This window comes from Natrinema versiforme, from assembly GCF_005576615.1.
Classification (GTDB): Archaea; Halobacteriota; Halobacteria; order Halobacteriales; family Natrialbaceae; genus Natrinema; species Natrinema versiforme_A.
The window spans coordinates 3,292,477-3,319,251 of sequence record NZ_CP040330.1 but is presented as its reverse complement, the minus strand read 5'-3'; the positions used below and the strand labels follow the sequence as shown (position 1 = coordinate 3,319,251).

The following is a 26,775-nucleotide window of genomic DNA, read 5'->3' as shown; positions in this document are numbered from 1 at the left end:
ACCGATCACGCCCTGAATATCGAATCGATCGAGATCTTCGCCTGTTCGGTTCCGCGGTGATCACCGCCACCGTGCCAGCGGAGCAGCGGGAGGTCGCTCGAGCGAACCATCTTATCGCGGAGCATTGTACAGCCCGATCGGCCGTGTGGTCGGTAGACGATGAAACAGTACCAGCCGTTGTGTCGCCGGAGCTTCTCGTGGTACTCGCGGTAGATCTTCCAGTTGCCGGGCTGGCCGTCGGCGTGTTCGTGCATTGTACTCTTGATTTCGACGGGCGTTCCGTTCTCGAACCGGGCGTCGTGCCAGCTCGCCCGCTCGAGGTCGAACCGTCGCTTTTCGGCCATCCGTTTCTCGACGGCGGTCCCGAAGTGGTTCGCCCGTTTCGACCGGTTCACGCGGACCACGCGCGTCGCACGCCATTATATATCGGAGAAACGCCCGCGAGAAGGCCGAACAGCGCCGCGACTACCTTCCAGACCTATAACGATGATTCACGAAACCACGAACGTAGCAGCAGTTACAGAGTCTAGTCCTGTCAGGGCCCATGGAGTACTGCGAGCCGACCCGAGCGGTACGGAATCGTTCTTCCCAGTTCGAACCAGACGCCGACAAGCGAAGCATGCCGTCAGCGAGGTTCGAATTCATCAGAATTCAGGCCAGATATCTGAGTGGCGCGTACTATAAAATTCTATCATGTTAGTGAGTATAATTGAGATACTGTCCTATAATCATGTGTGGTACTCCCTCTCTGTGAAGTCTCGGTTCGTAGGCCTTAAGTAGTAACCAGCGATTGTGAATTAATACGAAGAAGGAGGCGGCGTGCCCGATGCACGCTACCTCCGCGGATGGCTCGAGTCCGAAGGGGTTATGTACCCCTGACGACTTAGAAATACATCCGCACGAGATGAGGATTCCACCCCTGCGGTCCGCCGTACAGATGGGATCTGATGTTAGCCTTGGTAGTTCGGTGACGCCCGCTCGGTCGTCGAGTCGGAGTCATCGAACGTGGACCATTATGTGTGAGTGTGTATTAACATTCACCGCCAATAGACCCTCCCCAACTGGGGAGATCATATAGCATTCCGGTTGATCCTGCCGGAGGTCATTGCTATTGGAGTCCGATTTAGCCATGCTAGTTGCACGAGTTTAGACTCGTAGCAGATAGCTCAGTAACACGTGGCCAAACTACCCTATGGATCCGGATAACCTCGGGAAACTGAGGCTAATCCGGAATAGTGTTCATCGCCTGGAGTGGCACGAACGCGAAACGTTCAGGCGCCATAGGATGTGGCTGCGGCCGATTAGGTAGACGGTGGGGTAACGGCCCACCGTGCCCATAATCGGTACGGGTTGTGAGAGCAAGAGCCCGGAGACGGTATCTGAGACAAGATACCGGGCCCTACGGGGCGCAGCAGGCGCGAAACCTTTACACTGCACGCGAGTGCGATAAGGGGACTCCAAGTGCGAGGGCATATAGTCCTCGCTTTTCACGACCGTAAGGTGGTCGTAGAATAAGTGCTGGGCAAGACCGGTGCCAGCCGCCGCGGTAATACCGGCAGCACAAGTGATGACCGCTATTATTGGGCCTAAAGCGTCCGTAGCTGGCCACGCAAGTTCGTCGGGAAATCTGCGCGCTTAACGCGCAGGCGTCCGACGGAAACTGTATGGCTTGGGACCGGAAGATCCAGAGGGTACGTCCGGGGTAGGAGTGAAATCCCGTAATCCTGGACGGACCACCGGTGGCGAAAGCGCTCTGGAAAGACGGATCCGACGGTGAGGGACGAAAGCTCGGGTCACGAACCGGATTAGATACCCGGGTAGTCCGAGCTGTAAACGATGTCTGCTAGGTGTGGCACAGGCTACGAGCCTGTGCTGTGCCGTAGGGAAGCCGTGAAGCAGACCGCCTGGGAAGTACGTCCGCAAGGATGAAACTTAAAGGAATTGGCGGGGGAGCACTACAACCGGAGGAGCCTGCGGTTTAATTGGACTCAACGCCGGACATCTCACCAGCATCGACAACGTGCAGTGAAGGTCAGGTTGATGACCTTACTGGAGCCGTTGAGAGGAGGTGCATGGCCGCCGTCAGCTCGTACCGTGAGGCGTCCTGTTAAGTCAGGCAACGAGCGAGACCCGCACTCCTAATTGCCAGCAACACCCTTGCGGTGGTTGGGTACATTAGGAGGACTGCCAGTGCCAAACTGGAGGAAGGAACGGGCAACGGTAGGTCAGTATGCCCCGAATGTGCTGGGCGACACGCGGGCTACAATGGCCGAGACAGTGGGATGCAACCCCGAAAGGGGACGCTAATCTCCGAAACTCGGTCGTAGTTCGGATTGAGGACTGAAACTCGTCCTCATGAAGCTGGATTCGGTAGTAATCGCGCCTCAGAAGGGCGCGGTGAATACGTCCCTGCTCCTTGCACACACCGCCCGTCAAAGCACCCGAGTGGGGTCCGGATGAGGCCGACGCAACGTCGGTCGAATCTGGGCTCCGCAAGGGGGCTTAAGTCGTAACAAGGTAGCCGTAGGGGAATCTGCGGCTGGATCACCTCCACAGACCGGGACCGGGGCGTCGCCCCGGCCCACCCTAACTCGTGGCGCGTTGCGCCACGCGGTGCACGTTCGATCGACCATCGGTTGGCCGATCGGGCACCTTTGAACTACCGAGGCTAACATGATACGCGCTTGTCCATCCCTCGGGATGGACGTGGGCCCATAGCTCAGTGGTAGAGTGCCTCCTTTGCAAGGAGGATGCCCAGGGTTCGAATCCCTGTGGGTCCATGGCTCGGTGCGGATCGAATCGTGCCCCTTAAGTGGGGCAGACGACTTCGATCTAATCCGACGAAAACTGATGCACCACTCCGCGCAAGTGCGAGTGGGAAGGGTTAATGCAGGCTCGCTGTCTACGAGCGTGCAGATGAGACCGTGTGTACGTGTAGTCCAGGCGTCCACTGGACCCGTTCCCGGGTCACGATGTTGCGACTTTGTCGCAACGCCGATCCGATGAACGTGGCTACTGTGCCAGCTGGTGGATCGCTCGGCTTGAGAGCTGATGAAGGACGTGCCAAGCTGCGATAAGCCCAAGGGAGCCGCACGGAGGCGAAGAACTTGGGATCTCCGAATGGGAATCCCCACCGCAATTGCTTCGCGCAATGGGGAACGTCGAGAATTGAAACATCTTAGTATCGACAGGAAAAGAAAGCAAACGCGATGTCGTTAGTAATGGCGAATAAACGCGACACAGTCCAAACCGAAGCCCTTACGGGCAATGTGGTGTTCGGACTGACTCTCATCAGCAGAAACTCGACACGAAGTCTCTTGGAATAGAGCACGAAACAGGGTGACAGTCCCGTACTGCCGACGAGTATGCTGTGCGTCAGTTCCAGAGTATCGGGGGTTGGATATCCCTCGTGAATATCGCGGGCATCGACCGCGAAGACTAAACACTCCTCAAGACCGATAGCGAACAAGTAGCGTGAGCGAACGCTGAAAAGCACCCCACGAAGGGAGGTGCAATAGGGCGTGAAATCAGTTGGCGATGGAGCGACAGGGCATACAAGGTCCCGGACACAATGAATCAGGTGCGAACCTGTAGTAAGAAGTTTGGGAAGCCGGTGTTCTGTCGTACGTTTTGAAAAACGAACCAGGGAGTGTGCCTGTTTGACGAGTCTAACTCGATTATCGAGGAAGGCGAAGGGAAACCGACATGGCCGCAGTGCTTTGCACGAGGGCCGCCGTGTTCAAGCGCGGGGAGTCAAACGGGCACGACCCGAAACCGGACGATCTACGCAAGGACAAGGTGAAGCGTGCCGAAAGGCACGTGGAGGCCTGTTAGAGTTGGTGTCCTACAATACCCTCTCGTGATCTTTGTGTAGGGGTGAAAGGCCCATCGAGTCCGGAAACAGCTGGTTCCAACCGAAACATGTCGAAGCATGACCTCTGCCGAGATAGTTCGTGGGGTAGAGCGACGGATTGGGGGACCGCACTCCGAGAGGAGTGCGCCCCCCTGTCCAACTCCGAACCTACGAACGTCGTTTGACGCAGGGAGTCCGGTGCACGGGGTAAGCCTGTGTACCGTGAGGGAGACAACCCAGAGCTGGGTTAAGGTCCCCAAGTGTAGACTAAGTGCGATCGAAGGTGGTCTCAAGCCCTAGACAGCCGGGAGGTGAGCTTAGAAGCAGCTACCCTCTAAGAAAAGCGTAACAGCTTACCGGCCGAGGTTTGAGGCGCCCAAAATGATCGGGGCTCAAGTCTACCACCGAGACCTAGCAGCACCACTCAGACTGGTGATCTCGTAGGTTGGCGTTCTGTTCGGGTGGAAGCACGGTCGAGAGATCGTGTGGACCGTTCAGTAACGAAAATCCTGGTCATAGTAGCAGCGTTAGTCGGGTTAGAACCCCGACGGCCGAACGAGTAAGGGTTCCTCAGCAATGCTGATCAGCTGAGGGTTAGCCGGTCCTAAGTCAGCCCGTAAGTCGAAGCTGACAACAGGGAAATAGGTTAATATTCCTATGCCAGTGTGCACTCAAAGCCAACGCTTTGGGGCCGCCTCTGCCGGGTTTTCGCCCGGTCGAACAGTCGAACTTCGTGGAAGCCGTAATGGCACGAAGCGAACGAATGACTGGATAGCGTAAGAGAGGCCAACCTAGAGCCCGTGAAAAGGCGAGCACACTGTCCGTACCGAGATCCGACACAGGTACTCGTGGCGGCGAAAGCCAAGGTCTGTCGGGAGCAACCGACGTTAGGGAATTCGGCAAGTTAGTCCCGTACGTTCGCAATAAGGGATGCCTGCCTCGCGAAGAGGCAGGTCGCAGTGACTCGGGCGCTCCGACTGTCTAGTAACAACATAGGTGACCGCAAATCCGCAAGGACTCGTACGGTCACTGAATCCTGCCCAGTGCAGGTATCTGAACACCCCGTACAAGGGGACGAAGGACCTGTTAACGGCGGGGGTAACTATGACCCTCTTAAGGTAGCGTAGTACCTTGCCGCTTCAGTAGCGGCTTGCATGAATGGATCAACGAGAGCGCCACTGTCCCAACGTTGGGCCCGGTGAACTGTACGTTCCAGTGCGGAGTCTGGAGACCCCCAAGGGGAAGCGAAGACCCTATAGAGCTTTACTGCAGGCTGTCACTGAGACGTGGTCGCCATTGTGCAGCATAGGTAGGAGCCGCTACACAGGTACCCGCGCTAGCGGGCCACCGAGGCAGCATTGAAATACTACCCGATGGTGACTGCGACTCTCACTCCTGGCGGAGGACACTGGTAGCCGGGCAGTTTGACTGGGGCGGTACGCGCCTGAAAAGATATCGGGCGCGCCCCAAGATTTCCTCACCCGAGTCGGAGACTCGGGGAAGAGCGCAAGAGCAAAAGGAAGTCTGACAGTGTCCGGCACAACGACGGACGCTGACGCGAAAGCGTGGTCTAGCGAACCAATGAGGCTGCTTGATGCGGCCCATTGCTGACAAAAAAGCTACCTTAGGGATAACAGAGTCGTCACCCGCAAGAGCACATATCGACCGGGTGGCTTGCTACCTCGATGTCGGTTCCCTCCATCCTGCCCGTGCAGAAGCGGGCAAGGGTGAGGTTGTTCGCCTATTAAAGGAGGTCGTGAGCTGGGTTTAGACCGTCGTGAGACAGGTCGGCTGCTATCTATTGGGGGTGTTACGGTATCTGACGGGAACGTTCGTATAGTACGAGAGGAACTACGAATGGGTGCCACTCGTGTACCGGCTGTTCGAAAGAGCACGTGCCGGGCAGCGACGCACCACGGGGTAAGAGCTGAACGCATCTAAGCTCGAAACCCACCTGAAAAAGAGATACCACCGAGGCCACTCGTAGAAGACGAGATCGATAGACTCGGGATGTACGCACCAAGGCAACGAGGTGTTGAGTCCGCGAGCACTAACCGGCCAAGCCACACACTCATACACTACATCGCATTGGATCCGTGACGCGCGAACGGGTCCGGACGCAAACTGGACTACACGTATACTACGGTCGTAGACACGCCACCGATTACGGTTTGGCGACGGTTCGAGTCCGTCGGTCGGCATTACGGCGGCCATAGCGGCGAGGTGCCTCCCGTACCCATCCCGAACACGGAAGATAAGCTCGCCTGCGTTACGGTTAGTACTGGAGTGGGCGACCCTCTGGGAACCCCGTTTCGCCGCCACCATTCATATCGACCAATTCGGTCGAACTCGACCCCGATAGTGGTCTGACGGCGGTTCGATTCCGCCGGTCGGCATTACAGCGGCCACAGTGGCGAGGTTCCTCCCGTACCCATCCCGAACACGGAAGATAAGCTCGCCTACGTTTCGGTCAGTACTGGAGTGGGCGACCCTCTGGGAAATCCGATTCGCCGCTTTCATTCATACTTTCAACCCGCACAGTAGCAACTGTGCGGGTTTTTCGCATTTGTTGCTGTACAGTGCTACCATTACTCGAGTCTGAAAGAGAGTGGAAAAGCGAAAGCGCCGCAGTTGCTTGACTTAGACGAGCTCGATGATGTTCCCGTTCGAGGTGACGTGGAGGTCGCGCCCGAGTTTGTAGCCCTGGTTGGAGGCCAGATCGACGTAGCCCGAGAACCCGCTCATGTTCTGGTGGGCAGGAACGATGTGCTCAGGTTGCAGCGCATCGAGCATCTCGTAGTGACCTTCCTGACAGAGGTGACCGGAGACGTGGATATCGTCGTAGATACGCGCGCCTTGCATGCGGAGGAGCTTTTCGGCTTGGTAGCGCTGGCCTTCGTTGGTCGGCTCCGGAATGACGCGGGCGGAGAAGACGACCTTGTCACCGTCTTCCAGTTCGTATGGAGTCTCGCCGCGGCCCATTCGAGTGAGCGTCGCGCGCGGTTCGCCCTGATGGCCGGTGACGACGGGGAGGAAGTTCTCCTTCCCTTCGTTCATAATGCGCTCGAACGTCTGCTCGATGGACTGGCGGTAGCCGACCATCTCGACATCGGACGGGAAGTCGATCCCGATCTGTTTCGCGGTTCCGGAGTAGGTCTCCATCGAGCGACCGAGGAGGATCGGCGTCCGATCGATGTCTCGAGCGAATTCGATTAGCGATTTCACGCGGGCGATGTGGCTCGAGAAGGTGGTCGCGACGATGCCGCCGTCGTAGTCTTCCATGCTGTAGAGGACGTCGCGGAGATGTTCCCGGGCGACGTTCTCGGAAGGTGTGCGGCCCTTCTTGTTCGCGTTGGTACAGTCCTCGATGTAACAGAGGACACCCTCGCCCTCGCGACCGATCTCGCGGAATCGTTCCATATCGATCGGATCGCCGATGACGGGCGTGTGGTCCATCCGCTTGTCCAGTCCGTAGACGACTGCGCCTTCGGGCGTGTGGAGGACCGGGTTGATCGCCTGGACGATCGAGTGGGTGACGTTGACGAATTCGAGATCGACGACGCCGCTGTCGCCGATCGACATGGTTTCGCCGGCCTCCATTTCGACGAGGTCGTTGTCGGTGTTGAACTTCCCTTCCTCCTCGAGTTCGCCTTTGACCAGCTCGAGCGTGAACGGCGTCGCGACGATGGGTGCGTCGTATCGGTGTGCGAGTTTGCTGATCGCACCGATGTGGTCGAGGTGGCCGTGGGTGGGGACGATCGCTTTGACGTCTCCCTCGAGGTCGCTCATGATCCGGTCGTCGGGGATGGCACCCATGTCGATCAGATCGAGACTGTGCATCCCTTCGGTTCGGATATTGTCGTGAATGAGTACCTTCGACAGGTTCAGACCCATGTCGAAGATCACGATGTCGTCACCGGCGCGGACAGCCGTCATCTGTCGGCCGACTTCCTCGTAACCGCCAATTGTCGCAATTTCTATTTCCATTTGTAGGTCCGATCATAGCTGTCCTTCGGACAGTCTCCTGGCCGGAATGGCCACGGGAGCAGAAACGTCCTGCACGTGAGCGAGTTCTCGGTCACGTCCCTGGCGTCGAACGTTCCGTCCCGACTGCGCCAAGGACAGCGCCTATTTCGGTTAGTAGAACAACGACTCTCCCGACGTAAGTAGTTCTGGGTTTTGGAGAGGGACCGTCCGACTCGAGTGACAGTCACGAACAGAACGGGAGTGCCAGCACATAATTGAGATGCGGGGTCTCATCTTCGGTGCCATCGAACCGGGATTGCTGTGTGTCGAGACCCGAAACCGCCGGGAAGAGACCACGACGGAGGGGCTACTCGCTCGAGTGGTCGTGACTCGAACGGTTCGTTTCGACGAGTGGGGCCGAGGCTACAGATTGGCCGGGATGGGGAGGGGGGCGTCCGAGAGAGTTCGTCGTCACGCCAGAGATTCGGCAGAGGCGAGACTGCTTTCCGGGGTACAGCACAGCCGCTACTGCTGGCCCGTTCCATCGGCGGAATCGGTAGCGTGCGGTCGATTACAGCGAGTCTCGTGGGGCCAGCATTCTTGTATCCGTCCCTAGAACTGATGCTACGCGATAGTGAGAGTGGATATCGCAGGACAGTCCGGTTCGCTAGTCCTCGATGTACTGTTGTTCCCACTCGCGGCGCTCTTCGATGGTCTGCTGGCCGCGGTCGCTGATCTCGTAGTAATTGGTTCGCCGGTCGAGCTGCCCTTTCTCGACGAGGTCCTTGTTGACGAGCGTGTCGAGATTGGGATACAATCGCCCATGATTGATCTCACTATTGTAATATGTCTCGACTTCGTCTTTTACGTCCTGGCCCGACGGTTGATCGGCTCCTGCGATCACGTACAGAAGGTCGCGTTGAAACCCTGTCAGATCGTCCATTTTGTACTCAGGTGGACGGATGGGAAGCCGACTATTTGTTATCGATTTCGTATCAACTGTTTCCAGTACGTTCAGCGAAGCTAACTGAGTCATTCGTGGTACTGTCTGTCGTTTCGTCTGGTAACCACGGCCTACATTCGGCGGTTCGTCCCGCTTTTCTCCCATCCCACACCGCCGGCGACGAAAGTGACGTATGACTGATGGCATAGATACGCTTTCCTGTCGGATCTGTACTCGAGTACGGGATTCGACAGTCGGTGTCGTCACTACGGGAACCCGATCTCGATTCCGTGCGATCGATGCGAGATAGCTTCCGCTGGGTGTCGTGTAGTGTGCTGAAGAATGATATTCGAAGTGTGAAACCCGTTACCGAACGTGAAAAGCCGTGTTACAGGCGGGTGACGTTGGTGGCGCGGGGGCCCTTGGGGGCCTGTTCGATATCGAATTCGATCTCTGTGCCTTCTTCGAGGTCCGGACCGCCAACGTCTTCCATGTGGAAGAAAACGTCATCGTCTGCGTCGTCCGTCTCAATGAAACCGTAGCCGCCTGTGTCGTTGAAGAAATCAACGTTTCCTTTCGCCATTGCAATTCAATCGAGGCCCGGGATACGTATAACAGTTGTGTTACGCATCGTTTGTCGAAACAAACACAATTTCGTTTCGAACCCAACGATAGACGGTCGAATGGCGGAGAAACCGCGAAACCGGTCTTGCATTTTCTCCGAGAGGTAGTCCCGATAGATCGGTCTGTAGACCGCTCGAGACGGGGCTGCAGTCGTTTCGGCGCCGTTTGTGGGCCGGTCGCTCTCCTCGAGAGTCGACGTGAGCGGGTCCGTATCCTGTTCTCGCAGTGTGGATCTAATCGACTGTTCGTCCAGAAGCGATCGCGATCGCTTTTCGTAGGGTATGGTTGCCTCTGACAGGCTTTTCGATCGAGCATACTCGAGCCGGAACACAGACATCGCTCGGTAATCGCTGAATAGTACCGTTTACGTGGATCCGATTGATACGCGGCTGTATGAGTCAGACACAGAGCGCCAATGTGCCGACGATCGCGCAGGTCGCGCTGATCGGCGTCTTCGTGACGGCGCTCGTGACCGCACAGTTGACCGCGTCGAAGGTACTCGCCTTTGAACTGCCGTTCGCGCTTCCGATTACGGGCGCGGAACTCGCCTTACCGGGCGCGGCGCTCGCGTACGCACTGACGTTCCTCGCGAGTGACTGCTATACGGAGCTGTACGGCCGGCGTGCGGCCCAGATCGTCGTCAACGTCGGGTTCGTTCTAAACTTCGTCGTCCTCGCGTTGGTCTGGTCGACGATCGCCGCGCCGGCCGCACCGAACAGCGTCGATCCCGCGGCGTTCGAGACGGCCCTCGGCGCATCGACGAACGTCGTCCTCGGGAGCCTATTGGCGTACATCGTCAGCCAGAACTGGGACGTGCTCGTCTTCCACCGCATTCGATCGTACACCGGTTCCGAGAAGCTCTGGCTCCGGAATATCGCGTCGACGGCGAGTAGTCAGGCGATCGACACCGTCATCTTCGTCTCGGTCGCGTTCGCCATCGCGCCCGCCGTCCTCGGCGTCGGTGCCGTGCTCCCGACGCATATTATTCTCTCACTGATGGTTGGCCAGTACGTGCTGAAACTCGCGATCGCCCTCTTGGACACACCGGTCGTCTACGCGATCGTCTCGTTCGTGCGCTCGCGCGAGGGGCTCGCCGCAGACGACACCCACGCCGCCTGATTTCTGCGCTCCGAACGGAGAGCGTTTAGTAGCCCGCTCGAGAGGGGTCGGGTATGGACGAATGCGTACGTGAACACGCCGACGTGCTGGTCGACTGGAGCGCTCGCGTCGAGGCGGGCGACGACGTCGTGCTCTCGGTGGGGCCGGACGCTCACGAGCTGGCGGTCGCCGTCGCCGAGAAACTCGGCGAACGGGGCGCGAACCTGCTCGCGACCTACGGCTCGGGCGAGATCACGCGGGCCTATCTCAGGGCCCACGACGGCGACTTCGACGAGAACCCGGCCCACGAACTCGCGCTGGTCGAGAACGCCGACGTCTACCTCTCGCTCGGCGGCGGGCGGAACACGAGCGCGACGGCCGACGTGCCCGGCGACCGGCGGCGGGCCTACAATAGCGCTCGAAGCGAGATCCGCGAAACTCGGCTGGGGACCCGCTGGGTGTCGACGATCCACCCGACGCGGTCGCTCGCACAGCAGGCCAACATGGCCTACGAGGAGTACCAAGACTTCGCCTACGACGCCATCCTGCGGGACTGGGAGTCGTTGGCCGAGGAGATGGCGCAGTTGAAAGAGCTACTCGATGCCGGCTCCGAAGTGCGACTCGTCTCGAGGGACACCGACCTCACGATGCAGATCGAGGACCGGACGGCAGTCAACAGCGCCGCGTCGGTCGCCTACGACTCGCACAACCTGCCGAGCGGCGAAGTCTTCACCGCGCCCGACGCGACCGAGGGCGAGGTGACATTCGACGTACCGATGACACTTCGGGGCGAGTCCGTCCGGAACGTCCGCCTCGAGTTCGAGGACGGCGAGGTCGTCGACTACGGCGCGGATCAGGGCGCGGACGTGATCGGTGAGATCCTCGAGACGGATACGGGCGCGCGTCGACTTGGCGAACTCGGGATCGGCATGAACCGCGGTATCGACCGCTACACGGACAACATCCTCTTCGACGAGAAGATGGGCGATACCGTCCATCTGGCGCTCGGCCGGACCTACGACGCCTGCCTGCCCGACGGAGAGTCGGGCAACGAGTCGGACGTCCACGTCGATCTGATCACCGACGTCGGCGATGACTCCAGACTCGAGATCGACGGTGAGGTCGTCCAGCGCGACGGAACATTCCGATTCGAGGACGACGAGATCTGAGTCGTACGGGATCGGCCGCTCCGAAGAACTCGCGCAGTGAACTCGCCCCAGACCGGCGAATCGTCGATCCGGGATGGTGCACAACACGACGGATCGATGTCACGGAGACAACAGTCCCGCTCGATCGAGCGCCGGTAAGTGGCGCTTACGGCCCGTCGAAAGCGCCCTCGGAAGGGAGAAGCCGTCGCATACTAATATGTACGCCATCCCTCATATCGAATACCGCCGGACCGGTGGCGGTCAATAACCGGTTGGGACAGCGTCCCGGAATCGACGCAGTCGCAGTTGTCTGCCCGCCCTGCCGGAGGCGGTAGTGTGCCGTCGGCTCTCGTCGATCGGAGTCGCTCGCTCCCGGAGTGTTCCGGTCGCGCTGCCGACGTGATATCCGGCGGTCACCGTTTTCGTCACGTTCTCGAGTCTCGAGCCCTAACCACGGCTATGCGCGATCGGCTTCGGGCGGGCGTCGCCATCTTCAACGACGGCCACTATCACGCCGCCCACGACGCTTGGGAGGACCGCTGGCTCGACCTCGAGTCCGGCAGCGACGACGAGCGCCTGCTCCACGGACTCATCCAGTACAGCGGTGCGGTGTTCCACGCCCGCGAGCGCAACTGGGAGGGGGCCGTCGGACTCGCCGAGAGTGCCGGCGAGTATCTCGCGGCGCTGCCCGCCGACTACCGCGACCTCCGACTCGAGCCCGTGCGGTCGTTTCTCGCCCGGCTCGCGGCCGATCCCGAACTCGTCGAGCGCCGGGGGCCGGTCCGCCTCGAACACGAGGGGACCGTCCCGACGCTGGCGGATCTCGAGTTCGAACCGACGGCGATCGCGGCGGTCGTCCTCGCCGAGGAGTTCGGGTACGACGAGCAGCCGGTCGATCGGGCTCGCACGTACGCCCAGCGGGACCTCGAGGCCGGCGCGGACGACAGCAAGTTCATCACGCTGTTGTTCGATTTCGTCCGCGAGGACGAGCACCGCGGGATCATCTTCCAGCGACTCTCCGACCACGTCGGCAGACGCCGGGCCCGCGAGGAAGACGTAAAGGGACTGTTCTAATCGCGTTCCGCGAGGGCCGCGCTCACTCGTGGCCCGCTACCGGCAGCGGCTCGTAGGGCTCCTCTATGTACTCCATCTCCGAGTCGGAGAGGTCGATCTCGAGCGCCTCGACAGCGTCCTCGAGATGTTCGACGCTTGTCGTGCCGACGATGGGGGCGTCGACCCAGTCCTTGTGGAGCAGCCACGCGAGGGAAATCTGGCCCATCGAGACGCCCTTCTCGTCGGCGAGTTCCTGTATCCGCTCGTTGATCGCTTCGCCGCCGCCCTGGAGATACGACATCTGCTCGAGGTACTGGTCGGTTTGCCCCCGCGTCGTCGACTCGATCTCCTCGTGGGGGCGGGTCGCGACGCCGCGGGCCAGCGGCGACCACGGGATGACGCCGATGTCTTCGTTCTCGCACAGGGGTAACATCTCGCGTTCCTCCTCGCGGTAGAGGACGTTGTAGTGGTTCTGCATCGTCGCGAACCGCTCGAGGGAGAGCGCGTCGCTGGTGTGTACGGCCTCGGCCAACTGGTGGGCCCACATCGAGGAGGTGCCGATGTACCGCACCTGCCCGCGGCGGACCGCGTCGTCGAGGGCGCGCAACGTCTCCTCGATCGGCGTGTTGTAGTCCCAGCGATGAGTCTGGTAGAGGTCGATCGTGTCCATGCCCAGCCGATCGAGACTCGCCTCGAGTTCCTGTTCGATCGCTTTACGGGAGAGTCCGCTCGCGTTCGGGTTGTCGGGGTCCATCTCGCCGAAGACCTTCGTCGCGACGACCTGCGAGTCGCGGTCATAGCCCGCGAGAGCGTCGCCGAGAATCTCCTCGGACTCGCCCGTCGAGTAGACGTTAGCCGTATCGAAGAAGTTGATTCCGAGGTCGATCGCGCGCTCGATGAGTTCCTCGCTTTCCTCGGGCTCGAGCATCCACTCCCGGCCGGTCCCGAAGCTCATACAGCCCAGACAAATCCGGCTGACTTTCATGCCCGTCGACCCGAGCGTGGTGTACTCCATGGGGCCAGTTGCGACGGCCGGCGACAAAACGTCGTGGCTCGTCCGAGTCGGTTGCCGGCTTCGTTAAACGCGATCCGCAATGGTCCCGGTGCCGTCAGTCGTGATCCGCGGAGTTGTCCCGTGGCTCGTAGTCCAACACGTCGCGGGCCCGCTCGAGCGAGTAGTACTTTCGGTCGTTGTCGGAGATGCCGTAGACGATCTCGTAGCCGTAGTCGGCCCGAATACAGCGATCGAAGAGGTGTGCACAGTCCCGGTAGGAGAGCCACATCGCCTGCCCCCGCTCGTAGTCGATCGGCGGGTGGCCCTCGGTGAGGTTCCCGATGCGAACGCAGACGACCGAGAGGTCGTGTTCGTCGTGGTAGTAGCGCCCGAGCGACTCGCCGGCGGCCTTCGAGACGCCGTAGAGGTTGCTCGGCCGGGGGAGTTCGGTGCCGTCGAGCAGGTACTCGTCGTGCTCGCGGTACATCGCGGGCGTGCGCTCGTCGGTCTCGTAGTTCCCGACGGCGTGGTTCGACGAGGCGAAGGCGACCTTCTCGACGCCCGCATCGACGGCGGCCTCGAAGACCGTCTGCGCGCCGTCGATGTTGTTAGTCAGCACGCTGTCCCACGGCGCTTCCGGACGCGGATCGCCCGCGAGGTGGATCACGACGTCGATCCCCTCCATCGCGTCGCGGACGGCCTCGTCGTCGGTGATGTCCGCGACGACGAACTCGCCCGGGTGGTCGTCCGTCGGCGGATCGCGATCCAGCAACCGCCACTCGTGGTCATCCGCGAGGCCGCCGAGGATGGCCTCTCCGACCCGCCCCGCAGCCCCCGTGAGCAGGACTGACTGTGCCATTCGTTCGGTGTGAGGGAAAGCGTCGATAAGTACCATGCGGTTCCGCGTCGGTGCGGTCGGTGGTGGCACGCATCCCCCGGAGAGACGTCTCCTTCTGCTCCGTCTCGTTCCTAAGTGAGGATCCACGCCGCGGTGACGCGCGCTGGATCGCGGTTCGCCGTTATCGGCGAACCGCGAGACGACTATGCGCGAGGGATGAGCGAGCGACTACTGGAAGCGAGCGAATCGGTTGGGGAGGCCGTGGCAATTCCGTGCCGCCAGCGTGAGCAGGACACTCGACTCCGCTGGCGCGAGTGACGAAGCATCCTATCTGCCACATCACAATCTCCTTCCCGCCCGCCCGCGAGCACTCGCACATGTCTCCGGACACGACACCCACCGACGCCGAAGCCGCCTGTTTCGAGGCCGGCATCAAGTTCGGCACGCTCTACCACCAGTTCGCCGGCACGCCGATCTCGCCCGACAGCGCCGCCAGCCTCGCGACGGCGATGGAGGAATCGATCGAGAACCAACCCCACTGCACCGCGGTGACCGTCGACGTCCGTCTCGAGGAACTCGAGGCCGAACTCGCCGACTCGACCGCCGACTACACCGAACTCACGGGTCGGTTCCTCGAGGTCGAAATCGTCGTCGACTACGAGGGCTGTGATGTCGTCACCCGCATGGAAATGGAGGACGGCTATCCGCTGATGCGACTCGAGTCGGTTCGGGATGACTGAGGGTCCGGGACGAGTACCCCCTCGGTCGCTCGAGGCCCGGTCTCGAGCCCGCGCACGCTCGAAAACGGGGACGACGGCAAGCCCTTGGGAGTGCTCGCTATCGACTTTTCAGTCGGACTCGCGTAGCCCGCTCGATGGGACCGGAACTCTCGATCGACGACGAGTGGAACAGCCTCTACATCGACGGCGAGTGGACACCCTCGGACGGCGACGGGGAGATCGCAGTCGAGGATCCGTCGACGCGCGAGGAGGTCGCACGCGTGCCAGCGGCCGTCGAGTCGGACGTCGACGCCGCCTACGAGGCCGCCGCGGAGGCACAGGCAGAGTGGGAGAAAGCGCCGCCGGCCGAGCGCGAGCGGATCGCACAGGCGTTCGCGCGAGCGATTCAGGAGTACAAAGAGGAGATCATCGAGCTGCTGGCCTACGAGGCGGGGGGTTCGCGAATTATGGGCGAGACCTCGATCAGCATCACGACCGATCAGGCCAACGAGGCCGCGACCTTCCCCCGTCGGATGAAAGGCGAGCAGGCCGACTCCAACGTTCCCGGCAAGGAGAACTTCGTCCGCCGGGAGCCACAGGGGGTGGTCACGGTCATCTCCCCGTGGAACTTCCCGCTCAACCTCTCGGGGCGGGCGATCGCACCGGCTCTCGCAACCGGGAACGCGGTCGTCGTCAAACCCGCCTCGAACACGCCGATCACGGGCGGGCTCCTGATGGCGAAGCTGTACGAGGAGGCGGGCCTGCCCGACGGCCTGCTCAACGTCGTCCCCGGCCACGGTTCGGACATCGGCGATGCGGTCGTCGAACATCCGGAGAGCGACGTCGTCGCCTTTACCGGTTCGACCCCCGTGGGCCGCGGCGTCGCCGCGAAAGCCGGCGAGAACCTCTCCGTGGCGGCGATGGAACTCGGCGGCAACAACGCCCACATCGTCACCGCCGACGCCGACCTCGAGGCGGCGGTCGACTCCGGGACGTTCGGGTCGTTCGTCCATCAGGGGCAGGTCTGTATCTCGATCAATCGCCACCTCGTCCACGAGGACGTCTACGACGAGTACGTCGACTTACTCGCGGACCGCGCGGCGTCGCTCCCGGCCGGGAGCGCCCACGACGAGGACACGGTCGTCGGCCCCATCATCGACGAGGGCCAGCGCGACGAGATGCTCGGCTACGTCGAGGAGACCGTCGACGCCGGCGCGACCCTCGAGACCGGCGGCGAAACGGTCGAACTCGAGGGCGTCGACGACTCGCTGGTCGTCGCGCCGACGGTGCTCTCCGACGTGACGAACGAGATGTCCGCCGCGTGTAACGAGCACTTCGGCCCGATCGCGCCGGTCGTTCCCTTCTCGGATATCGACGAGGCGGTCGAACTCCACGACGATACCGAGTACGGCCTCTCCGGGTCGGTACACGCGGGCGATGTCGGGACCGGGATGCAGATCGCGGAACGGCTGGACACCGGCATGGTCCACGTCGACGACCAACCGATCAACGACGAGGCCCACGTCCCCTTCAGCGGCACGAAGGCCTCGGGGTCCGGCGGCTACAATACCACCGAAATCCTCGACCGGGTCACCGAGAAGAAGTGGATCTCCGTCCAGCACGACCGGCGGGAGTACCCCTTCTGACGGCGTCGGCCGGCAGCACCGTCGGTGACCTTCCTTTCGAAATCCCGCCGTCGTTCGCCCGATATCGATCCGCTTCCGACGGATTTCACTTTCACTTTCGGGCTACCTTTTAACCTCGGTGCCCGCAAAGACGGTGACATGAGCCAAGCCACGCTCGGCGACGACGAGGAACTGTTCGGGGAAGCGGCCAACGAGATGCGCGAGGACGTCGAATCCTCGCTCGCGGACGCGTGGGAAGCACTGCCCGATGCCGACGACGTGTGGGAGACCGACGCCGACAACGTGCTGGGCGCCCTCAACGGCCTCAACTCGGCGCTCGAGGCCGGCGACGCCGAGGACGACCTCCGCGACGCCAAGAAGTGGTTCACGATGGGCCAGCGCGCCGACGCCTTCGACGACGCCGACGACCTCGAGGCGGAGATCGAAGACCTCGAGGACGCCATCGAAGACATCGCCGAGGCGGGTGAACAGGTCGGCGAACTCACGTCGACGATTCCGGCGCTCCGCGGCACGCTCCAGAACGCCGGTCCCGCGGGTGCCGACGAGGACGACGAGGAGGCGGCCGATGAATCCGATGCCGACGAGGAAGCCGACGCCGATGCAGATGCAGATGCGGACGAAGACGAGGAGTAATTCTCTCCGACCGACCCACTACGTTCGGCAGTCGAACCGGCCCGCGACCTATCGGTGCTCGGGCCGCGAAACGTCGCGCTCGGCGACCGCCTCGAGCAGCCGAGCCAGCGCATCCGTCGCCAACTCGAGCAGTTCCTCGCCCCGTTCTTGGCCGCCGTCTGCCGGATCGCCGACGACACCGTTTTCCGTAAACTCCGCCGCGTCGTAGGCCAGATTAACGTAACTCGTCCAGTCGCCCCAGCCGTCGGCAGCGCCGGCTCGGGCCTCGTAGATCCGTTCCTCGCGGATCAAGTCCGGCTCGATGTGGCGCAGGAGCGCCGTCTCGAGGGGCCCGCCGTGGCCCATGTCGGCGGTGTGTTCGCCGACCCCCTCGAACCACGTGAAGGGGACGACGTAGGCGTCGCCCGCCCGCGTGAGTCGGCCGCCGACCTCCCGGAGGGCGTCGACGTTCCCGCCGTGGCCGTTGACGAGGACGACGCGATCGAACCCGTGGTGGGCGAGGCTCGTGACGGCCTCGCCGACGTAGTCCCGGAAGGTGTCTTCCGAGACCCACATTGTCCCGGGAAACTGGCGGTGTTCCTCGGCCACGCCGACCGGAATCGCCGGCGCGCGTACGACCTCGCGGTCGACCCGCTCGATCCCGGCGTCGGCGACCGCCTCCGCGGTCAGCACGTCGGTTCCGAGCGGAGCGTGGGGGCCGTGCTGTTCCGTGCTCCCGACGGGGACGACCGCGAGGTCCGTCTCGAGGTCCCGAATGTCAGTCCACGTCGCCGCTGTGAGATCCATGGCGGAGTGTGTCGCCCGTGCGGACATGAAACCCGCGGTGGCCCGACGCGACTCGAGCGCTCGATCGGCGGCGTCCGCCCTGCAGGCTCCTGCCCGGGCGTTATCCCCGGCGTCGTAGAAGTCGGGTCGTATGTACCGCGGCGCGACGGTTCTCGAGGCGATCCGTGACCTCGTTCCGGCGTGGGCCGGCGCCCTCGCTGCGGCGGTGACACAGCTCGGCGACGGCTGGTTTCTCCTCATGCTCGGAATCGGTGCGTCGTGGGCCGTCGCATGGCAGCGGGCGACGGGAGAGACGACGCTGTTCGAGTGCGATCGACCCGCTCGACGACCGGACGGCCCGTGGGTCGTCGCTGTCATCGTCGGCGGGCTAGCAGTGATGACCGCCCTGAAACACCTCTTCGCGCTCCCGCGGCCGGACCTCGCGACGCTCGATCCGGCCGCGCTTCCGTCGTCGACCCGGTCGCTCTACGCGTCGATCGCGAGCGCCGACGGCTACGGTTTTCCGAGCGGTCACGCGGTCGGCGCGACCGTCACCTACGGCCTGTTCGCGCTGGCACTCGAGGCCGGGACGCGACGACTCCGGCTCGCGGTCGCCGCAGTGATCGTCGCCGCGGTCTGTCTCACCCGGCTGATCCTCGGCGTCCACTACCCGCTCGACGTCGTCGCGGGGGTCGTCGTCGGCGGCTGCTATCTCGCCGCGGCGTGGCGGCTCCTCGAGCGGTCGCCGTTCGATCGGACGCTCACCGCGTTCGCGCTCGCGCTGGGGCTGGCCGGTGTGGCGATGGTCGCCAGCGGACGCGCGGACAGCGCCGTCGAGTACGCCGCGTTCGCGGCCGGGGCGCTCGCGGGCTGGATCGCCGGTACGTCGGGGACGACGGTCGAGTCGACCTCTCTCGAGCGGTTTCCGACGGAGCCGTCGGCGGGAATGCTGGTGGCGGCGTTCGTTCCGCTGGCTGCCGTCGGCAGCGTCGGTGCCCTCAGCGGTCGCCCGAAACTGGTCGCGTCGGCCGCGCTCCTCGGACTCCTCTCGGTGCTTCCGGCGGTCGTATTTCCGCGACTGACGGCCGTCGAGACGGCGACACGCTGACGGGCCCGCGCCACGGCGAACGCAGGCCCAACCCGTTTGCGACTCCCGCTCGTCAGTTCACGTATGCCAGACGACAGTCGCGAGCTCGGCGTCGAACTCGGCGACCTCCAAGAAAAACTCGAGACCGAGGAGTACCCGATCGACCACGACGAACTCCTCGAGGAACACGGCGACGAGATGGTCGAGATGAGCGGCAACACGACGACACTCGAGGACCTCATCGGCCCGCTCGGCGAGGACGAGTATCGGGACTACGGAGAGGTCGAACAGGCGATCATGAACATGGTCGGCGACGAGGCGATCGGGCGGAAGAACTACAGCGACCGCACGCCGCCCGCCTCTGGCGAAGACCGGCAGGACGAGGGCGCACCGGATCAGGGCGGGCAGGAAGAGCAGGAGTCGTTCTGAAATTCGCGTTACACCGGGAATGTCGGGGACTCTCCCGTGTGACGACCGGCTCAGAGTCCGTTTACTAGGGTGAGAGTAACCGATCCGATACCGATCAGGGCGGCGGCGCCGGCGGCCGACTCGAGCGAAACGTCGTGGGTTTCGGCAGTGCCACCCGCGAGAACGTAGACGCTCCAGCCGACCGCGACCACCTGTACGAGCAACGGAACCAAGGCGAGACCGAGTTCCGCCTGCACCGCCTCGACCTCGGCCGCGAACTGAGACGGATCGGTCGCGTCGATCGACAGCGACTCGATTTTCGATCGGGCGAACAGATACTTGAGGGGGAGACCGAGAAGATCGGGGACGTACGCCCAGCCGGCGACGGCCAGCGCGTCACCGAACGTCCCGGTCGACGAGCCGCTGCCGCCCAGCCAGTGCATGACGGCCGCGACGACGAGCCAGGCGATCACGAGACTGAACGCGGTCATCGGAATCACGATCGAGAAGGCCTGACTCCGAACGCCCTGTGGGAGCCCCGTAACCTGATCGAATACCAGCCGGACGACGGCGTAGATGAACACGAGGTTGGAAGCGCCGAAAAGGGCGAACGCGAGTAGCCCATCCCGACGTGCGTTTTCGCGGGCCGAGAAGTACCCGCCAGGATCGAAAAGCGGTGTGCGTGGGGGCATAATTCAACGTCATAGTCACTCATTAAAAATATGTCTATCGTATCGAGTACTACTCGAGTTTCATCGACGGTTCTGAATAGGCACCGTTGAGTGCGTGTAGCGCTCGCTCAGTCGTCCCCGGCGTCGACTTCGGTTCGGGCCTGCCGGCGCTGGGCGCGCTCGATGAACTCCTCCGGAAGCTCGTCGATCTCGCCGGCTTGGACCCCCCAGAGATGGGAGTAGAGACCGCCGTTCTCGAGGAGTTCCTCGTGTGTCCCTCGCTCGACGATCTCGCCGCCCTCGAGGACGAGCACCTGATCGGCGTCCTTGATCGTCGAGAGCCGGTGGGCGATGGCGAACGTGGTCCGGTCTTCCGCGAGGTCGTCGATCGAGCGCTGGATGAGCATCTCCGTCTCGGTGTCGACGTCGCTGGTCGCCTCGTCCAAAACGAGGATGTCTGGATCCTTGAGGATCGCGCGGGCGATGGAGATCCGCTGGCGCTGGCCGCCCGAGAGCTTGACGCCGCGTTCGCCGACTTCGGTGTCGTAGCCCTCGGGGAGGTTCTCGATGAACTCGTGGGCCTCGGCCATCTTCGCGGCCTCGATCACGTCCTCGCGGTCGGCATCGAAGGTGCCGTATTTGATGTTCTCCTCGACGCTGCCGTAGAAGAGGAACGTGTCCTGGCTCACGTAGCCGAGCGACTCGCGCAGACTCCGCAGTGTTACGTCCTGAACGTTCTGCCCGTCGACGCGGATCTCGCCCTCGTCGACGTCGTACATCCGCAAGAGGAGTTTCAGGACCGTCGATTTGCCGGCACCGGTCGGGCCGACCAGCGCGAGCGTCTCGCCACCGTCGACGGTGAAGTCGATGTCCTCGAGGATCCGCTCGTCTTCATCGTAGCCGAAGGACACATCGTCGTACTCGACGCGGCCTTCAGTCACCGCGAGGTCGGGCGCGTCGGGCTCCTCGCCGACCCGGTTGGGTTCGTCCATCAGCCCGAAGATACGGGCGCTCGAGGCGCGAGCGCGCTGGTACATGTTGATGATCTGCCCGAACTGGGCCATGGGCCAGATAAAGCGCTGCGTATAGAGGATGAAGACGACGAACATCCCGTTACTGAGGGTGCCCGAGAACGGGCCCGGCGGGCCCGAGATGACCCAGAGGCCGCCGACGAGGAAGGTGATGACGAAGCCGATTCCCGCGAGCACGCGCAGGCCGGGGAAGAACTTGATCCGCGTGCGGATCGCGCCCCAGTTGGCGTCGAAGTACTGCCGGGAGACGTCCTCGACGCGGTCGGACTCGTAGGACTCGGTCGTACTGGACTTGATGACCTGAATCCCGCCGAGGTTGTTCTCGAGTCGGGAGTTGACTTTCCCGACGGTCGAGCGCACCTGCGCGTACTTGGGCTGGATGGTCTGGATGAAGAGGTAGGTGAAGACGGCGATCAGCGGCACCGGCAGGAGCGCCACGAGCGCCAGTTGCCAGTTGATCGCGAGCAAGAGCCCGCCGATACCGAGGACCATCACGAGCAGCCGAAAGAGGGAGTTCATTCCGTCGTTTAAGAACTTCTCGAGGCGGTTGACGTCGTTCGAGAGGATCGACATCATCTCGCCGGTCTGTTTGTCGGCGAAAAAGCCCATGTCCAGGCGCTGCATCTCGTCGTAGGTGTCGGTCCGGATGTCGTGCTGGACGTTCTGTGCGAACGTGTTAAAGCCCCAGTTGCGGGTCCAGTGGAAGATCGCGGAGAGAAAGAACGCCCCCGCGATGATCCCGATCGTCAGCCAGAACTGAGCCAGTCGCCCCTCCGGGACGTAGGGGGCGACGAGCCCCCCGCCGACGGGGAACGCCTCGGCGTAGGGAATGTCCTGCCGGATCACGGCGTCGAGTGCAACCCCGAGCATGAGCGCCGGCAGCAGATCCAGCACCCGGGCGAAGATGCTCGCGATAACGCCGACGACTGCGGCACCCTTGTAGTTCGATCCGTACTCGAGAAACAGGCGCTTCATGGGGTTCTCGATCTCTTCGCGCTGCTCCTCGAACGGATCATCCTCGTCCCAGTCGGCGCCACTCATTGTCCGCGTTTCGGGGACCGCCGGCAATAAGGATTACCTACGAACCGAAACACCGCCGGCGTCGACCGCTGCCGGCGCGGCCACGTCGCGGTCGGTCGTCGCGGCGACCCGGTCGAGCGACCCGGACTCGGCACTGGTGATGATCGTCTGATTCGACTCGAGGTCGATCTGGACCTCGTCGCCGACCTCGATCCCCGTCTCGTTCGCGTAGCCGCGTGGCACCTCGAGGACGAACTGACCACGGCCGGAGTACTCGAGATCGTTTCCGTCCTCGTTGGGCCCGGGCGCGCGGGCGTGGTGAATCGTCGTGATCTCGCCATCCGCGTCGATGAAGATGATGTCGATATCGAAGTCCATCTCGCGCATCACGTAGGTCAGGTCGTCCTCGTCGCCGTGGATGAACAACATCCCGTTACCCGACTCGAGGGAGTCGTGATTGCTCAGTCCGGTATGCCGTTCTCGACTGGAGTCTGCGATCTCGACATCCACGACGGCTTTGGGTTCGCGGTCGTCGTCGGCGGTTTCGTTGCTCGTTTCATTGTCCGCTTCCGCGGTCGGTTCACCGTCTTCCTCGTCGTCGAAGACGCGGACCTCCCCGCTATCAGGCCCCCACGGAGCAGAGACCACGCCGGCCTGAACGAGGACGACGCCGACGATAGAGAGGACAGCAATGACGAGTAGCCCTTTCCATACGTACTCGAGTGCCATGAACGATACCTGCACCGCGAGAGAGTAAAGGTTATTCGGACGGACGCACTCGTTGCGGGTGCGGGCTCGTGGTCTAGCTGGTCATGACGCGGCCTTTACAAGGCCGAGGTCGGTGGTTCGAACCCGCCCGAGCCCACTATTGCTGTCGCGAACAATCCGTGAGCGACAGCATCGTGATGGGAGGGCGGTTCGAACCCTATCAGTCGCGCGCAGCGTAGCGAGCACGTCTGATTTCGGTTCGAACCCGCCCGAGCCCATTTCTGTGGCGAGCAACACCGCGAGCCACAGAACTGTATGCGAGGGCTGTTCGAACGAGAGGAGACGCAGCGCTCGAGCGGAGCGAGAGCGATCGTCTTCGCGTTGTTCGAACCCGCCCGAGCCCTTTCGATAGCCGAACACGAGCAGCGACAATCTACCTCGAGTCCGATCGAATCAGAGACGATTCACCGTGACTGCGGTTCGCTCTCGCTCGAGTCGCTCTGGCTCCGTCCAAACTGCTCGCCCGCTTCGACTCTGTGCCCCGTGTCGAGCCAACGCGCACCGGCCGACCCCCTCGAGCAAGGAATAGCAGCGGGAGACGAGCGACCGGAGAAATGCCCTCAAGCCAGACTCAGCGCCCTAATCAGGGACTATCATGACCGCCGACGCGTGCTTCGGGGGTAGTCACTGCTTGAGTCGCGCCACGTTCTCCCGGATCTGGCCGAGGAGGCCGTCGCCCGACTCGGTCTGGAGGGCGGCGTGTAGCGTCGAGTTCTCCGGTTCGTCTTCGACGACGATCCGGAGGTAGGGCTCGAGTTGCGCGAAGTTGTCCGCGAGGACGACGGTGTGGTTGTCCTCGTCGTGGTCGACGACGCCCGCGTCGTCCAGTTTCGGGACGTGGCACTGGACCGACGAGACGTAGACGCTCTTGTACTCGTTTTTCGCGACTTCGTCCGGGGGAACGTCGTGTTCCCACCCCGCGACCGTTTCGGCCAACGTCGACAGCTCGATGGGGTCTTCTTGCCCGCGCAGTGCGTAGAGAAGATATCGCCGGCGGCGGTTCGCCAGCAACTCGAGGATCGTGTCAGCGGAGAGTTCATTCTGTTCTCGGCTCGAGGTAAGGGCTTCCATAACATGATATTACCCCCCGAGGCGCAAAAGGGTGTCTTGAATATCCGAAATTCCAACAGACAGCGGGTAATCCCGTATAGAGATTCCCGTATTGTCTCCGTTACTCGGTTTTCGATGCCGTACTCGAGCAGTGAGTGAATCTCTTGTTTATCTTGTGATTGAGGTGAGACGACGATCCCGATTCGAAATCCTTTTTTATACCATGGACGGAGGAAGGAGTAGGCCGCCTTAGCTCAGACTGGGAGAGCACTCGACTGAAGATCGAGCTGTCCCCGGTTCAAATCCGGGAGGCGGCATTTCTGTCGCGAACAACTCGTGAGCGACAGAAATGGAATCCGACCGGTTTGAACCAGACGAGTCGCAGCCCGCGAGCGTAGCGAGCAGGAACGTCTCGGCGAGGTTCAAATCCGGGAGGCGGCATACTTTCTCGGTTCACATATCGTAACTACAAATTCCCTGCTCAGTAGTCTCTGCGCCGGTGTTTGCAAGGCGATGAGCGCAGGTGCAACTGATCGAGACCGCGTCTCGAGTTCGCGGCTCGCTACCGCTTCGCCGAGCGCGGTCGCGGTCCGTTGTCCGCGTGCGACTGGTAGATCGAGGACGGCGACGGGAGTCAGGAGGCTGTACTGAACTCGAGCGAGCGAGACCGTGGCCGCGCAGATGCTGGTGTGACAATGAATCGTCAGCACACGCCGTGATTTGGACGGAAAAGTGGCATATCCACAACCTATTTGTGCGAGACTCGAGCGTCTCGGCGAAAATTTCAGCTGCACCTGTTACGCTCATATAGATTTATTTATTCTGAATTCTTCGGTCGGGATCATGGTTGATCAATCAACGGTGACGCGTCGCCGGTTCCTGACGACCGGGACCGTCGCCGCAGTGGGGGGAATCGCGGGCTGTTCGGGGGTGCTCGATTCTGATGCGGAGTCGGAGCCGCCCGGTGATACCGAGACGGCGGCAGGGTCCGACTACAGCGGGCCGTTACAGGTGAGCGGGATCGAACGGGTCGACGACGGTGGCGGACGGACGGTTCGAGTCGCCGTAACGATCGAAAATACCGGCTCAGAGGCCCGTCAGGCCGACCTCGTTGTCACGCTGTCTCACACGGAGGCAGACGGATCGATCGATCGCGATCGGTCCGTCTTGTTGGCGGCCGGGCTCGAGCGAGAGGTCATCCTCTCGTTCCGGCCGCAGTTCTTCGGGGAGGACGGTATCGACCGGCCGGAAGACGGTGAATTCCGCTTCGATGGGACCTTCCGGAACGACGAGGTCCGCGAGGCGTACCCGGGGCTCGTGACGCCATCCGAGCGGGCCGCTATCGACGGCGGGAGCGCGTGGCCCGGTATCGCCTACGATCCGGGCGCGACCGCGTACAACCCGGGGACGGAGGCACCTCGCTCCGAGCCGACGGCGGCGTGGACTGAGTCGGCGGTCGAGTACGCCTTCAGCGAGTCGGGACCGGTCGTCGCGGACGGTACCGTCGTCGCCGGCCGGTCCGTGCGGGCGCTGTCTGCCAGCGACGGCGGCGAGCAGTGGGTTCACGAGGGTCCCGCTCGAACCAGTCCCCTCGCGGTCGGCGACGGTGTCGTCGCGTTCGGGACGCCGGAAGACGTTCGCGCCCTCGAGGCGGAAAGCGGCGAGGTCCAGTGGAACGTCCCGTCCGATGGCGATATCTGGCACGGAGCCCCGTGCCATCGCTGACGGCCGAGTGTACACGACGAACGGGCAGCTACACGCGATCGATGCGGCCGCGGGCGAGGTTGACTGGACGGCAGACATCGGGGGACCGCTGGCGGGGCCGCCCCCGGTCTCCGACGGCGTCGTCATGGCCGGCGGCGACCCGCTCCGTGCGATCGACGCCGAGACGGGGACCGTCCGATGGCGCGTCTCCGGTGGCGAACCGGTCGCCGCTGCGGCGGTCGCTTACGACACCGTCTTCGCTCTCACCTCCTCCCAACTGATCGCGCTCGATCTGGCCGAGGGTCGCATACGCTGGTTCGCACCGGGCCCCTTCCACGGAGAACGGATCGCCGTCGGGAACGGGTCCGTGTACGCACAGCGTGCAAACGACTATCGAACGGTCTCGCTCGACGCCGCGAACGGTACCGTCGAGTGGGTGTCCGGAGCGACCGACGGCGTACTCGGACCGCCGTCGGTCTCGGACGGAGTGTTGGTCGCCACCAGCGAGCAAGGGACCCTCTACGGGTTCGACACGGAGACGGGCGAGACGCTCTGGTCGATGAGCGTCCCGTCGGGTGTTCCGGGATCGCTGTCGGTGGCGGACGGGGTCGTCTACTTCAACGAACCGAACGGACCGTTACGCGCACTGAGCGTCGAGGACTGAATCGCTGCGACGGTTTCTCGCCGATCTACCGGCCGATATAATCGACTGGGAAACGTGATACGATAATTTATTATCCCATCGGAATAATTGGC

Annotated in this window: 21 protein-coding genes, 3 tRNA genes and 4 rRNA genes; 17 read left to right on the top strand and 11 right to left on the bottom strand. The window is 62.5% G+C overall.

Going from position 1 to position 26,775, the window contains the following annotated elements:
• Positions 1 to 5: 5 nt before the first annotated feature.
• Positions 6 to 395 (bottom strand): hypothetical protein, encoded by a 390-nt coding sequence (locus FEJ81_RS16475; RefSeq protein WP_138246310.1) that lies wholly within the window; start codon positions 393 to 395, stop codon positions 6 to 8.
• Positions 396 to 1,079: 684 nt separating this feature from the next.
• Between FEJ81_RS16475 and FEJ81_RS16470 the strand changes: the two genes are divergently transcribed.
• The 5 genes from FEJ81_RS16470 (at position 1,080) to rrf (FEJ81_RS16450) (ending at position 6,372) form a co-directional block, all read left to right on the top strand.
• Positions 1,080 to 2,553, top strand: a 16S ribosomal RNA gene (locus FEJ81_RS16470).
• A gap of 155 nt (positions 2,554 to 2,708) precedes the next feature.
• Positions 2,709 to 2,780: transfer RNA gene (locus FEJ81_RS16465), tRNA-Ala, on the top strand.
• Positions 2,781 to 3,003: 223 nt separating this feature from the next.
• Positions 3,004 to 5,925 (top strand): 23S ribosomal RNA (locus tag FEJ81_RS16460).
• Positions 5,926 to 6,055: 130 nt separating this feature from the next.
• Positions 6,056 to 6,177: ribosomal RNA gene (rrf, locus tag FEJ81_RS16455) — 5S ribosomal RNA — on the top strand.
• 73 nt (positions 6,178 to 6,250) lie between these two features.
• A 5S ribosomal RNA gene (rrf, locus tag FEJ81_RS16450) occupies positions 6,251 to 6,372 on the top strand.
• Together the 16S, 23S and 5S rRNA genes with 1 tRNA gene alongside form the textbook arrangement of a ribosomal RNA operon.
• A 121-nt stretch (positions 6,373 to 6,493) precedes the next feature.
• On the opposite strand, the gene FEJ81_RS16445 is transcribed toward rrf (FEJ81_RS16450), so the two are convergent.
• From FEJ81_RS16445 to FEJ81_RS16435, 3 genes are all read right to left on the bottom strand, one after another.
• Positions 6,494 to 7,840: an RNase J family beta-CASP ribonuclease gene (locus FEJ81_RS16445; RefSeq protein WP_138246309.1), complete on the bottom strand. Its 1,347-nt coding sequence runs from the start codon at positions 7,838 to 7,840 to the stop codon at positions 6,494 to 6,496.
• A gap of 646 nt (positions 7,841 to 8,486) precedes the next feature.
• The gene (locus FEJ81_RS16440; protein WP_006429019.1) at positions 8,487 to 8,762 is read right to left on the bottom strand and encodes a PadR family transcriptional regulator; all 276 of its coding nucleotides are present in this window, start codon (positions 8,760 to 8,762) and stop codon (positions 8,487 to 8,489) included.
• 388 nt (positions 8,763 to 9,150) lie between these two features.
• Entirely contained in the window at positions 9,151 to 9,345 is a 195-nt protein-coding gene (locus tag FEJ81_RS16435; RefSeq protein ID WP_006182670.1) for a cold-shock protein, read from the bottom strand.
• Between the two features lie 434 nt (positions 9,346 to 9,779).
• Here FEJ81_RS16435 and FEJ81_RS16430 point away from each other — a divergent pair, with 434 nt between their 5' ends.
• The 3 genes from FEJ81_RS16430 (at position 9,780) to FEJ81_RS16420 (ending at position 12,706) form a co-directional block, all read left to right on the top strand.
• Positions 9,780 to 10,505: a queuosine precursor transporter gene (locus tag FEJ81_RS16430; RefSeq protein ID WP_138246308.1), complete on the top strand. Its 726-nt coding sequence runs from the start codon at positions 9,780 to 9,782 to the stop codon at positions 10,503 to 10,505.
• A 53-nt stretch (positions 10,506 to 10,558) separates the two neighbouring features.
• The gene (locus tag FEJ81_RS16425; RefSeq protein ID WP_138246307.1) at positions 10,559 to 11,653 is read left to right on the top strand and encodes an aminopeptidase; all 1,095 of its coding nucleotides are present in this window, start codon (positions 10,559 to 10,561) and stop codon (positions 11,651 to 11,653) included.
• Between the two features lie 438 nt (positions 11,654 to 12,091).
• Positions 12,092 to 12,706 (top strand): DUF309 domain-containing protein, encoded by a 615-nt coding sequence (locus FEJ81_RS16420; RefSeq protein WP_138246306.1) that lies wholly within the window; start codon positions 12,092 to 12,094, stop codon positions 12,704 to 12,706.
• A 22-nt stretch (positions 12,707 to 12,728) separates the two neighbouring features.
• Here the strand turns inward: FEJ81_RS16420 and FEJ81_RS16415 are convergent, their stop codons facing one another.
• Together FEJ81_RS16415 and azf are read right to left on the bottom strand one after the other, a co-directional pair.
• Positions 12,729 to 13,700 carry an aldo/keto reductase gene (locus FEJ81_RS16415; protein WP_138246305.1) on the bottom strand — a complete coding sequence of 324 codons (972 nt, stop codon included), beginning with the start codon at positions 13,698 to 13,700 and terminating at the stop codon, positions 12,729 to 12,731.
• Positions 13,701 to 13,794: 94 nt separating this feature from the next.
• Positions 13,795 to 14,538, bottom strand: a complete 744-nt coding sequence (gene azf, locus FEJ81_RS16410) for an NAD-dependent glucose-6-phosphate dehydrogenase Azf (RefSeq protein ID WP_138246304.1) — start codon at positions 14,536 to 14,538, stop codon at positions 13,795 to 13,797.
• A gap of 356 nt (positions 14,539 to 14,894) precedes the next feature.
• On the opposite strand from azf, the gene FEJ81_RS16405 reads away from it, so the two are divergent.
• The 3 genes from FEJ81_RS16405 (at position 14,895) to FEJ81_RS16395 (ending at position 17,515) form a co-directional block, all read left to right on the top strand.
• A complete protein-coding gene (locus tag FEJ81_RS16405; protein ID WP_138246303.1) occupies positions 14,895 to 15,257 on the top strand; it encodes a dihydroneopterin aldolase family protein in 363 nt (120 codons plus the stop codon).
• Positions 15,258 to 15,391: 134 nt separating this feature from the next.
• Positions 15,392 to 16,882: an aldehyde dehydrogenase family protein gene (locus tag FEJ81_RS16400; protein ID WP_138246302.1), complete on the top strand. Its 1,491-nt coding sequence runs from the start codon at positions 15,392 to 15,394 to the stop codon at positions 16,880 to 16,882.
• 138 nt (positions 16,883 to 17,020) lie between these two features.
• Positions 17,021 to 17,515 (top strand): DUF5790 family protein, encoded by a 495-nt coding sequence (locus tag FEJ81_RS16395; protein WP_138246301.1) that lies wholly within the window; start codon positions 17,021 to 17,023, stop codon positions 17,513 to 17,515.
• A 48-nt stretch (positions 17,516 to 17,563) separates the two neighbouring features.
• Here the strand turns inward: FEJ81_RS16395 and FEJ81_RS16390 are convergent, their stop codons facing one another.
• Positions 17,564 to 18,301, bottom strand: a complete 738-nt coding sequence (locus FEJ81_RS16390) for a creatininase family protein (RefSeq protein ID WP_138246300.1) — start codon at positions 18,299 to 18,301, stop codon at positions 17,564 to 17,566.
• Between the two features lie 130 nt (positions 18,302 to 18,431).
• On the opposite strand from FEJ81_RS16390, the gene FEJ81_RS16385 reads away from it, so the two are divergent.
• Both FEJ81_RS16385 and FEJ81_RS16380 read left to right on the top strand, forming a co-directional pair.
• A complete protein-coding gene (locus FEJ81_RS16385) occupies positions 18,432 to 19,388 on the top strand; it encodes a phosphatase PAP2 family protein (RefSeq protein WP_138246299.1) in 957 nt (318 codons plus the stop codon).
• A gap of 63 nt (positions 19,389 to 19,451) precedes the next feature.
• The gene (locus tag FEJ81_RS16380) at positions 19,452 to 19,796 is read left to right on the top strand and encodes a DUF5789 family protein (RefSeq protein ID WP_138246298.1); all 345 of its coding nucleotides are present in this window, start codon (positions 19,452 to 19,454) and stop codon (positions 19,794 to 19,796) included.
• A gap of 50 nt (positions 19,797 to 19,846) precedes the next feature.
• On the opposite strand, the gene FEJ81_RS16375 is transcribed toward FEJ81_RS16380, so the two are convergent.
• The 3 genes from FEJ81_RS16375 to FEJ81_RS16365 all read right to left on the bottom strand — a co-directional run bounded on the left by FEJ81_RS16375 (position 19,847) and on the right by FEJ81_RS16365 (position 23,226).
• Positions 19,847 to 20,467, bottom strand: coding sequence for a Yip1 family protein (locus FEJ81_RS16375; RefSeq protein ID WP_138246297.1), 621 nt, complete (start codon positions 20,465 to 20,467; stop codon positions 19,847 to 19,849).
• A 107-nt stretch (positions 20,468 to 20,574) separates the two neighbouring features.
• A complete protein-coding gene (locus tag FEJ81_RS16370) occupies positions 20,575 to 22,518 on the bottom strand; it encodes an ABC transporter ATP-binding protein (RefSeq protein WP_138246296.1) in 1,944 nt (647 codons plus the stop codon).
• A 33-nt stretch (positions 22,519 to 22,551) separates the two neighbouring features.
• Entirely contained in the window at positions 22,552 to 23,226 is a 675-nt protein-coding gene (locus FEJ81_RS16365) for a DUF192 domain-containing protein (RefSeq protein WP_138246295.1), read from the bottom strand.
• A 62-nt stretch (positions 23,227 to 23,288) separates the two neighbouring features.
• Here FEJ81_RS16365 and FEJ81_RS16360 point away from each other — a divergent pair.
• Positions 23,289 to 23,362, top strand: a tRNA-Val gene (locus FEJ81_RS16360).
• Positions 23,363 to 23,889: 527 nt separating this feature from the next.
• Here FEJ81_RS16360 and FEJ81_RS16355 read toward each other — a convergent pair.
• Positions 23,890 to 24,336 (bottom strand): DUF7344 domain-containing protein, encoded by a 447-nt coding sequence (locus FEJ81_RS16355; protein ID WP_138246294.1) that lies wholly within the window; start codon positions 24,334 to 24,336, stop codon positions 23,890 to 23,892.
• A 222-nt stretch (positions 24,337 to 24,558) separates the two neighbouring features.
• Here FEJ81_RS16355 and FEJ81_RS16350 point away from each other — a divergent pair.
• From FEJ81_RS16350 to FEJ81_RS16340, 3 genes are all read left to right on the top strand, one after another.
• Positions 24,559 to 24,632: transfer RNA gene (locus FEJ81_RS16350), tRNA-Phe, on the top strand.
• Between the two features lie 526 nt (positions 24,633 to 25,158).
• Positions 25,159 to 26,040, top strand: a complete 882-nt coding sequence (locus FEJ81_RS16345) for an outer membrane protein assembly factor BamB family protein (protein ID WP_138246293.1) — start codon at positions 25,159 to 25,161, stop codon at positions 26,038 to 26,040.
• Positions 26,003 to 26,683 (top strand): outer membrane protein assembly factor BamB family protein, encoded by a 681-nt coding sequence (locus tag FEJ81_RS16340; protein WP_138246292.1) that lies wholly within the window; start codon positions 26,003 to 26,005, stop codon positions 26,681 to 26,683. The genes FEJ81_RS16345 and FEJ81_RS16340 overlap by 38 nt, the downstream gene beginning before the upstream one ends.
• Positions 26,684 to 26,775: the final 92 nt, after the last annotated feature.

What these genes read in the sequence shown, in the direction of transcription:
- FEJ81_RS16445 (WP_138246309.1), bottom strand. Translation starts at nt 7,840, where the DNA reads ATGGAAATAGAAATTGCGACAATTGGCGGTTACGAGGAAGTCGGCCGA.
- FEJ81_RS16440 (WP_006429019.1), bottom strand. Translation starts at nt 8,762, where the DNA reads ATGGACGATCTGACAGGGTTTCAACGCGACCTTCTGTACGTGATCGCA.
- FEJ81_RS16435 (WP_006182670.1), bottom strand. Translation starts at nt 9,345, where the DNA reads ATGGCGAAAGGAAACGTTGATTTCTTCAACGACACAGGCGGCTACGGT.
- FEJ81_RS16430 (WP_138246308.1), top strand. Translation starts at nt 9,780, where the DNA reads ATGAGTCAGACACAGAGCGCCAATGTGCCGACGATCGCGCAGGTCGCG.
- FEJ81_RS16425 (WP_138246307.1), top strand. Translation starts at nt 10,559, where the DNA reads ATGGACGAATGCGTACGTGAACACGCCGACGTGCTGGTCGACTGGAGC.
- FEJ81_RS16420 (WP_138246306.1), top strand. Translation starts at nt 12,092, where the DNA reads ATGCGCGATCGGCTTCGGGCGGGCGTCGCCATCTTCAACGACGGCCAC.
- FEJ81_RS16415 (WP_138246305.1), bottom strand. Translation starts at nt 13,700, where the DNA reads ATGGAGTACACCACGCTCGGGTCGACGGGCATGAAAGTCAGCCGGATT.
- azf (WP_138246304.1), bottom strand. Translation starts at nt 14,538, where the DNA reads ATGGCACAGTCAGTCCTGCTCACGGGGGCTGCGGGGCGGGTCGGAGAG.
- FEJ81_RS16405 (WP_138246303.1), top strand. Translation starts at nt 14,895, where the DNA reads ATGTCTCCGGACACGACACCCACCGACGCCGAAGCCGCCTGTTTCGAG.
- FEJ81_RS16400 (WP_138246302.1), top strand. Translation starts at nt 15,392, where the DNA reads ATGGGACCGGAACTCTCGATCGACGACGAGTGGAACAGCCTCTACATC.
- FEJ81_RS16395 (WP_138246301.1), top strand. Translation starts at nt 17,021, where the DNA reads ATGAGCCAAGCCACGCTCGGCGACGACGAGGAACTGTTCGGGGAAGCG.
- FEJ81_RS16390 (WP_138246300.1), bottom strand. Translation starts at nt 18,301, where the DNA reads ATGGATCTCACAGCGGCGACGTGGACTGACATTCGGGACCTCGAGACG.
- FEJ81_RS16385 (WP_138246299.1), top strand. Translation starts at nt 18,432, where the DNA reads ATGTACCGCGGCGCGACGGTTCTCGAGGCGATCCGTGACCTCGTTCCG.
- FEJ81_RS16380 (WP_138246298.1), top strand. Translation starts at nt 19,452, where the DNA reads ATGCCAGACGACAGTCGCGAGCTCGGCGTCGAACTCGGCGACCTCCAA.
- FEJ81_RS16375 (WP_138246297.1), bottom strand. Translation starts at nt 20,467, where the DNA reads ATGCCCCCACGCACACCGCTTTTCGATCCTGGCGGGTACTTCTCGGCC.
- FEJ81_RS16370 (WP_138246296.1), bottom strand. Translation starts at nt 22,518, where the DNA reads ATGAGTGGCGCCGACTGGGACGAGGATGATCCGTTCGAGGAGCAGCGC.
- FEJ81_RS16365 (WP_138246295.1), bottom strand. Translation starts at nt 23,226, where the DNA reads ATGGCACTCGAGTACGTATGGAAAGGGCTACTCGTCATTGCTGTCCTC.
- FEJ81_RS16355 (WP_138246294.1), bottom strand. Translation starts at nt 24,336, where the DNA reads ATGGAAGCCCTTACCTCGAGCCGAGAACAGAATGAACTCTCCGCTGAC.
- FEJ81_RS16345 (WP_138246293.1), top strand. Translation starts at nt 25,159, where the DNA reads ATGGTTGATCAATCAACGGTGACGCGTCGCCGGTTCCTGACGACCGGG.
- FEJ81_RS16340 (WP_138246292.1), top strand. Translation starts at nt 26,003, where the DNA reads ATGGCGATATCTGGCACGGAGCCCCGTGCCATCGCTGACGGCCGAGTG.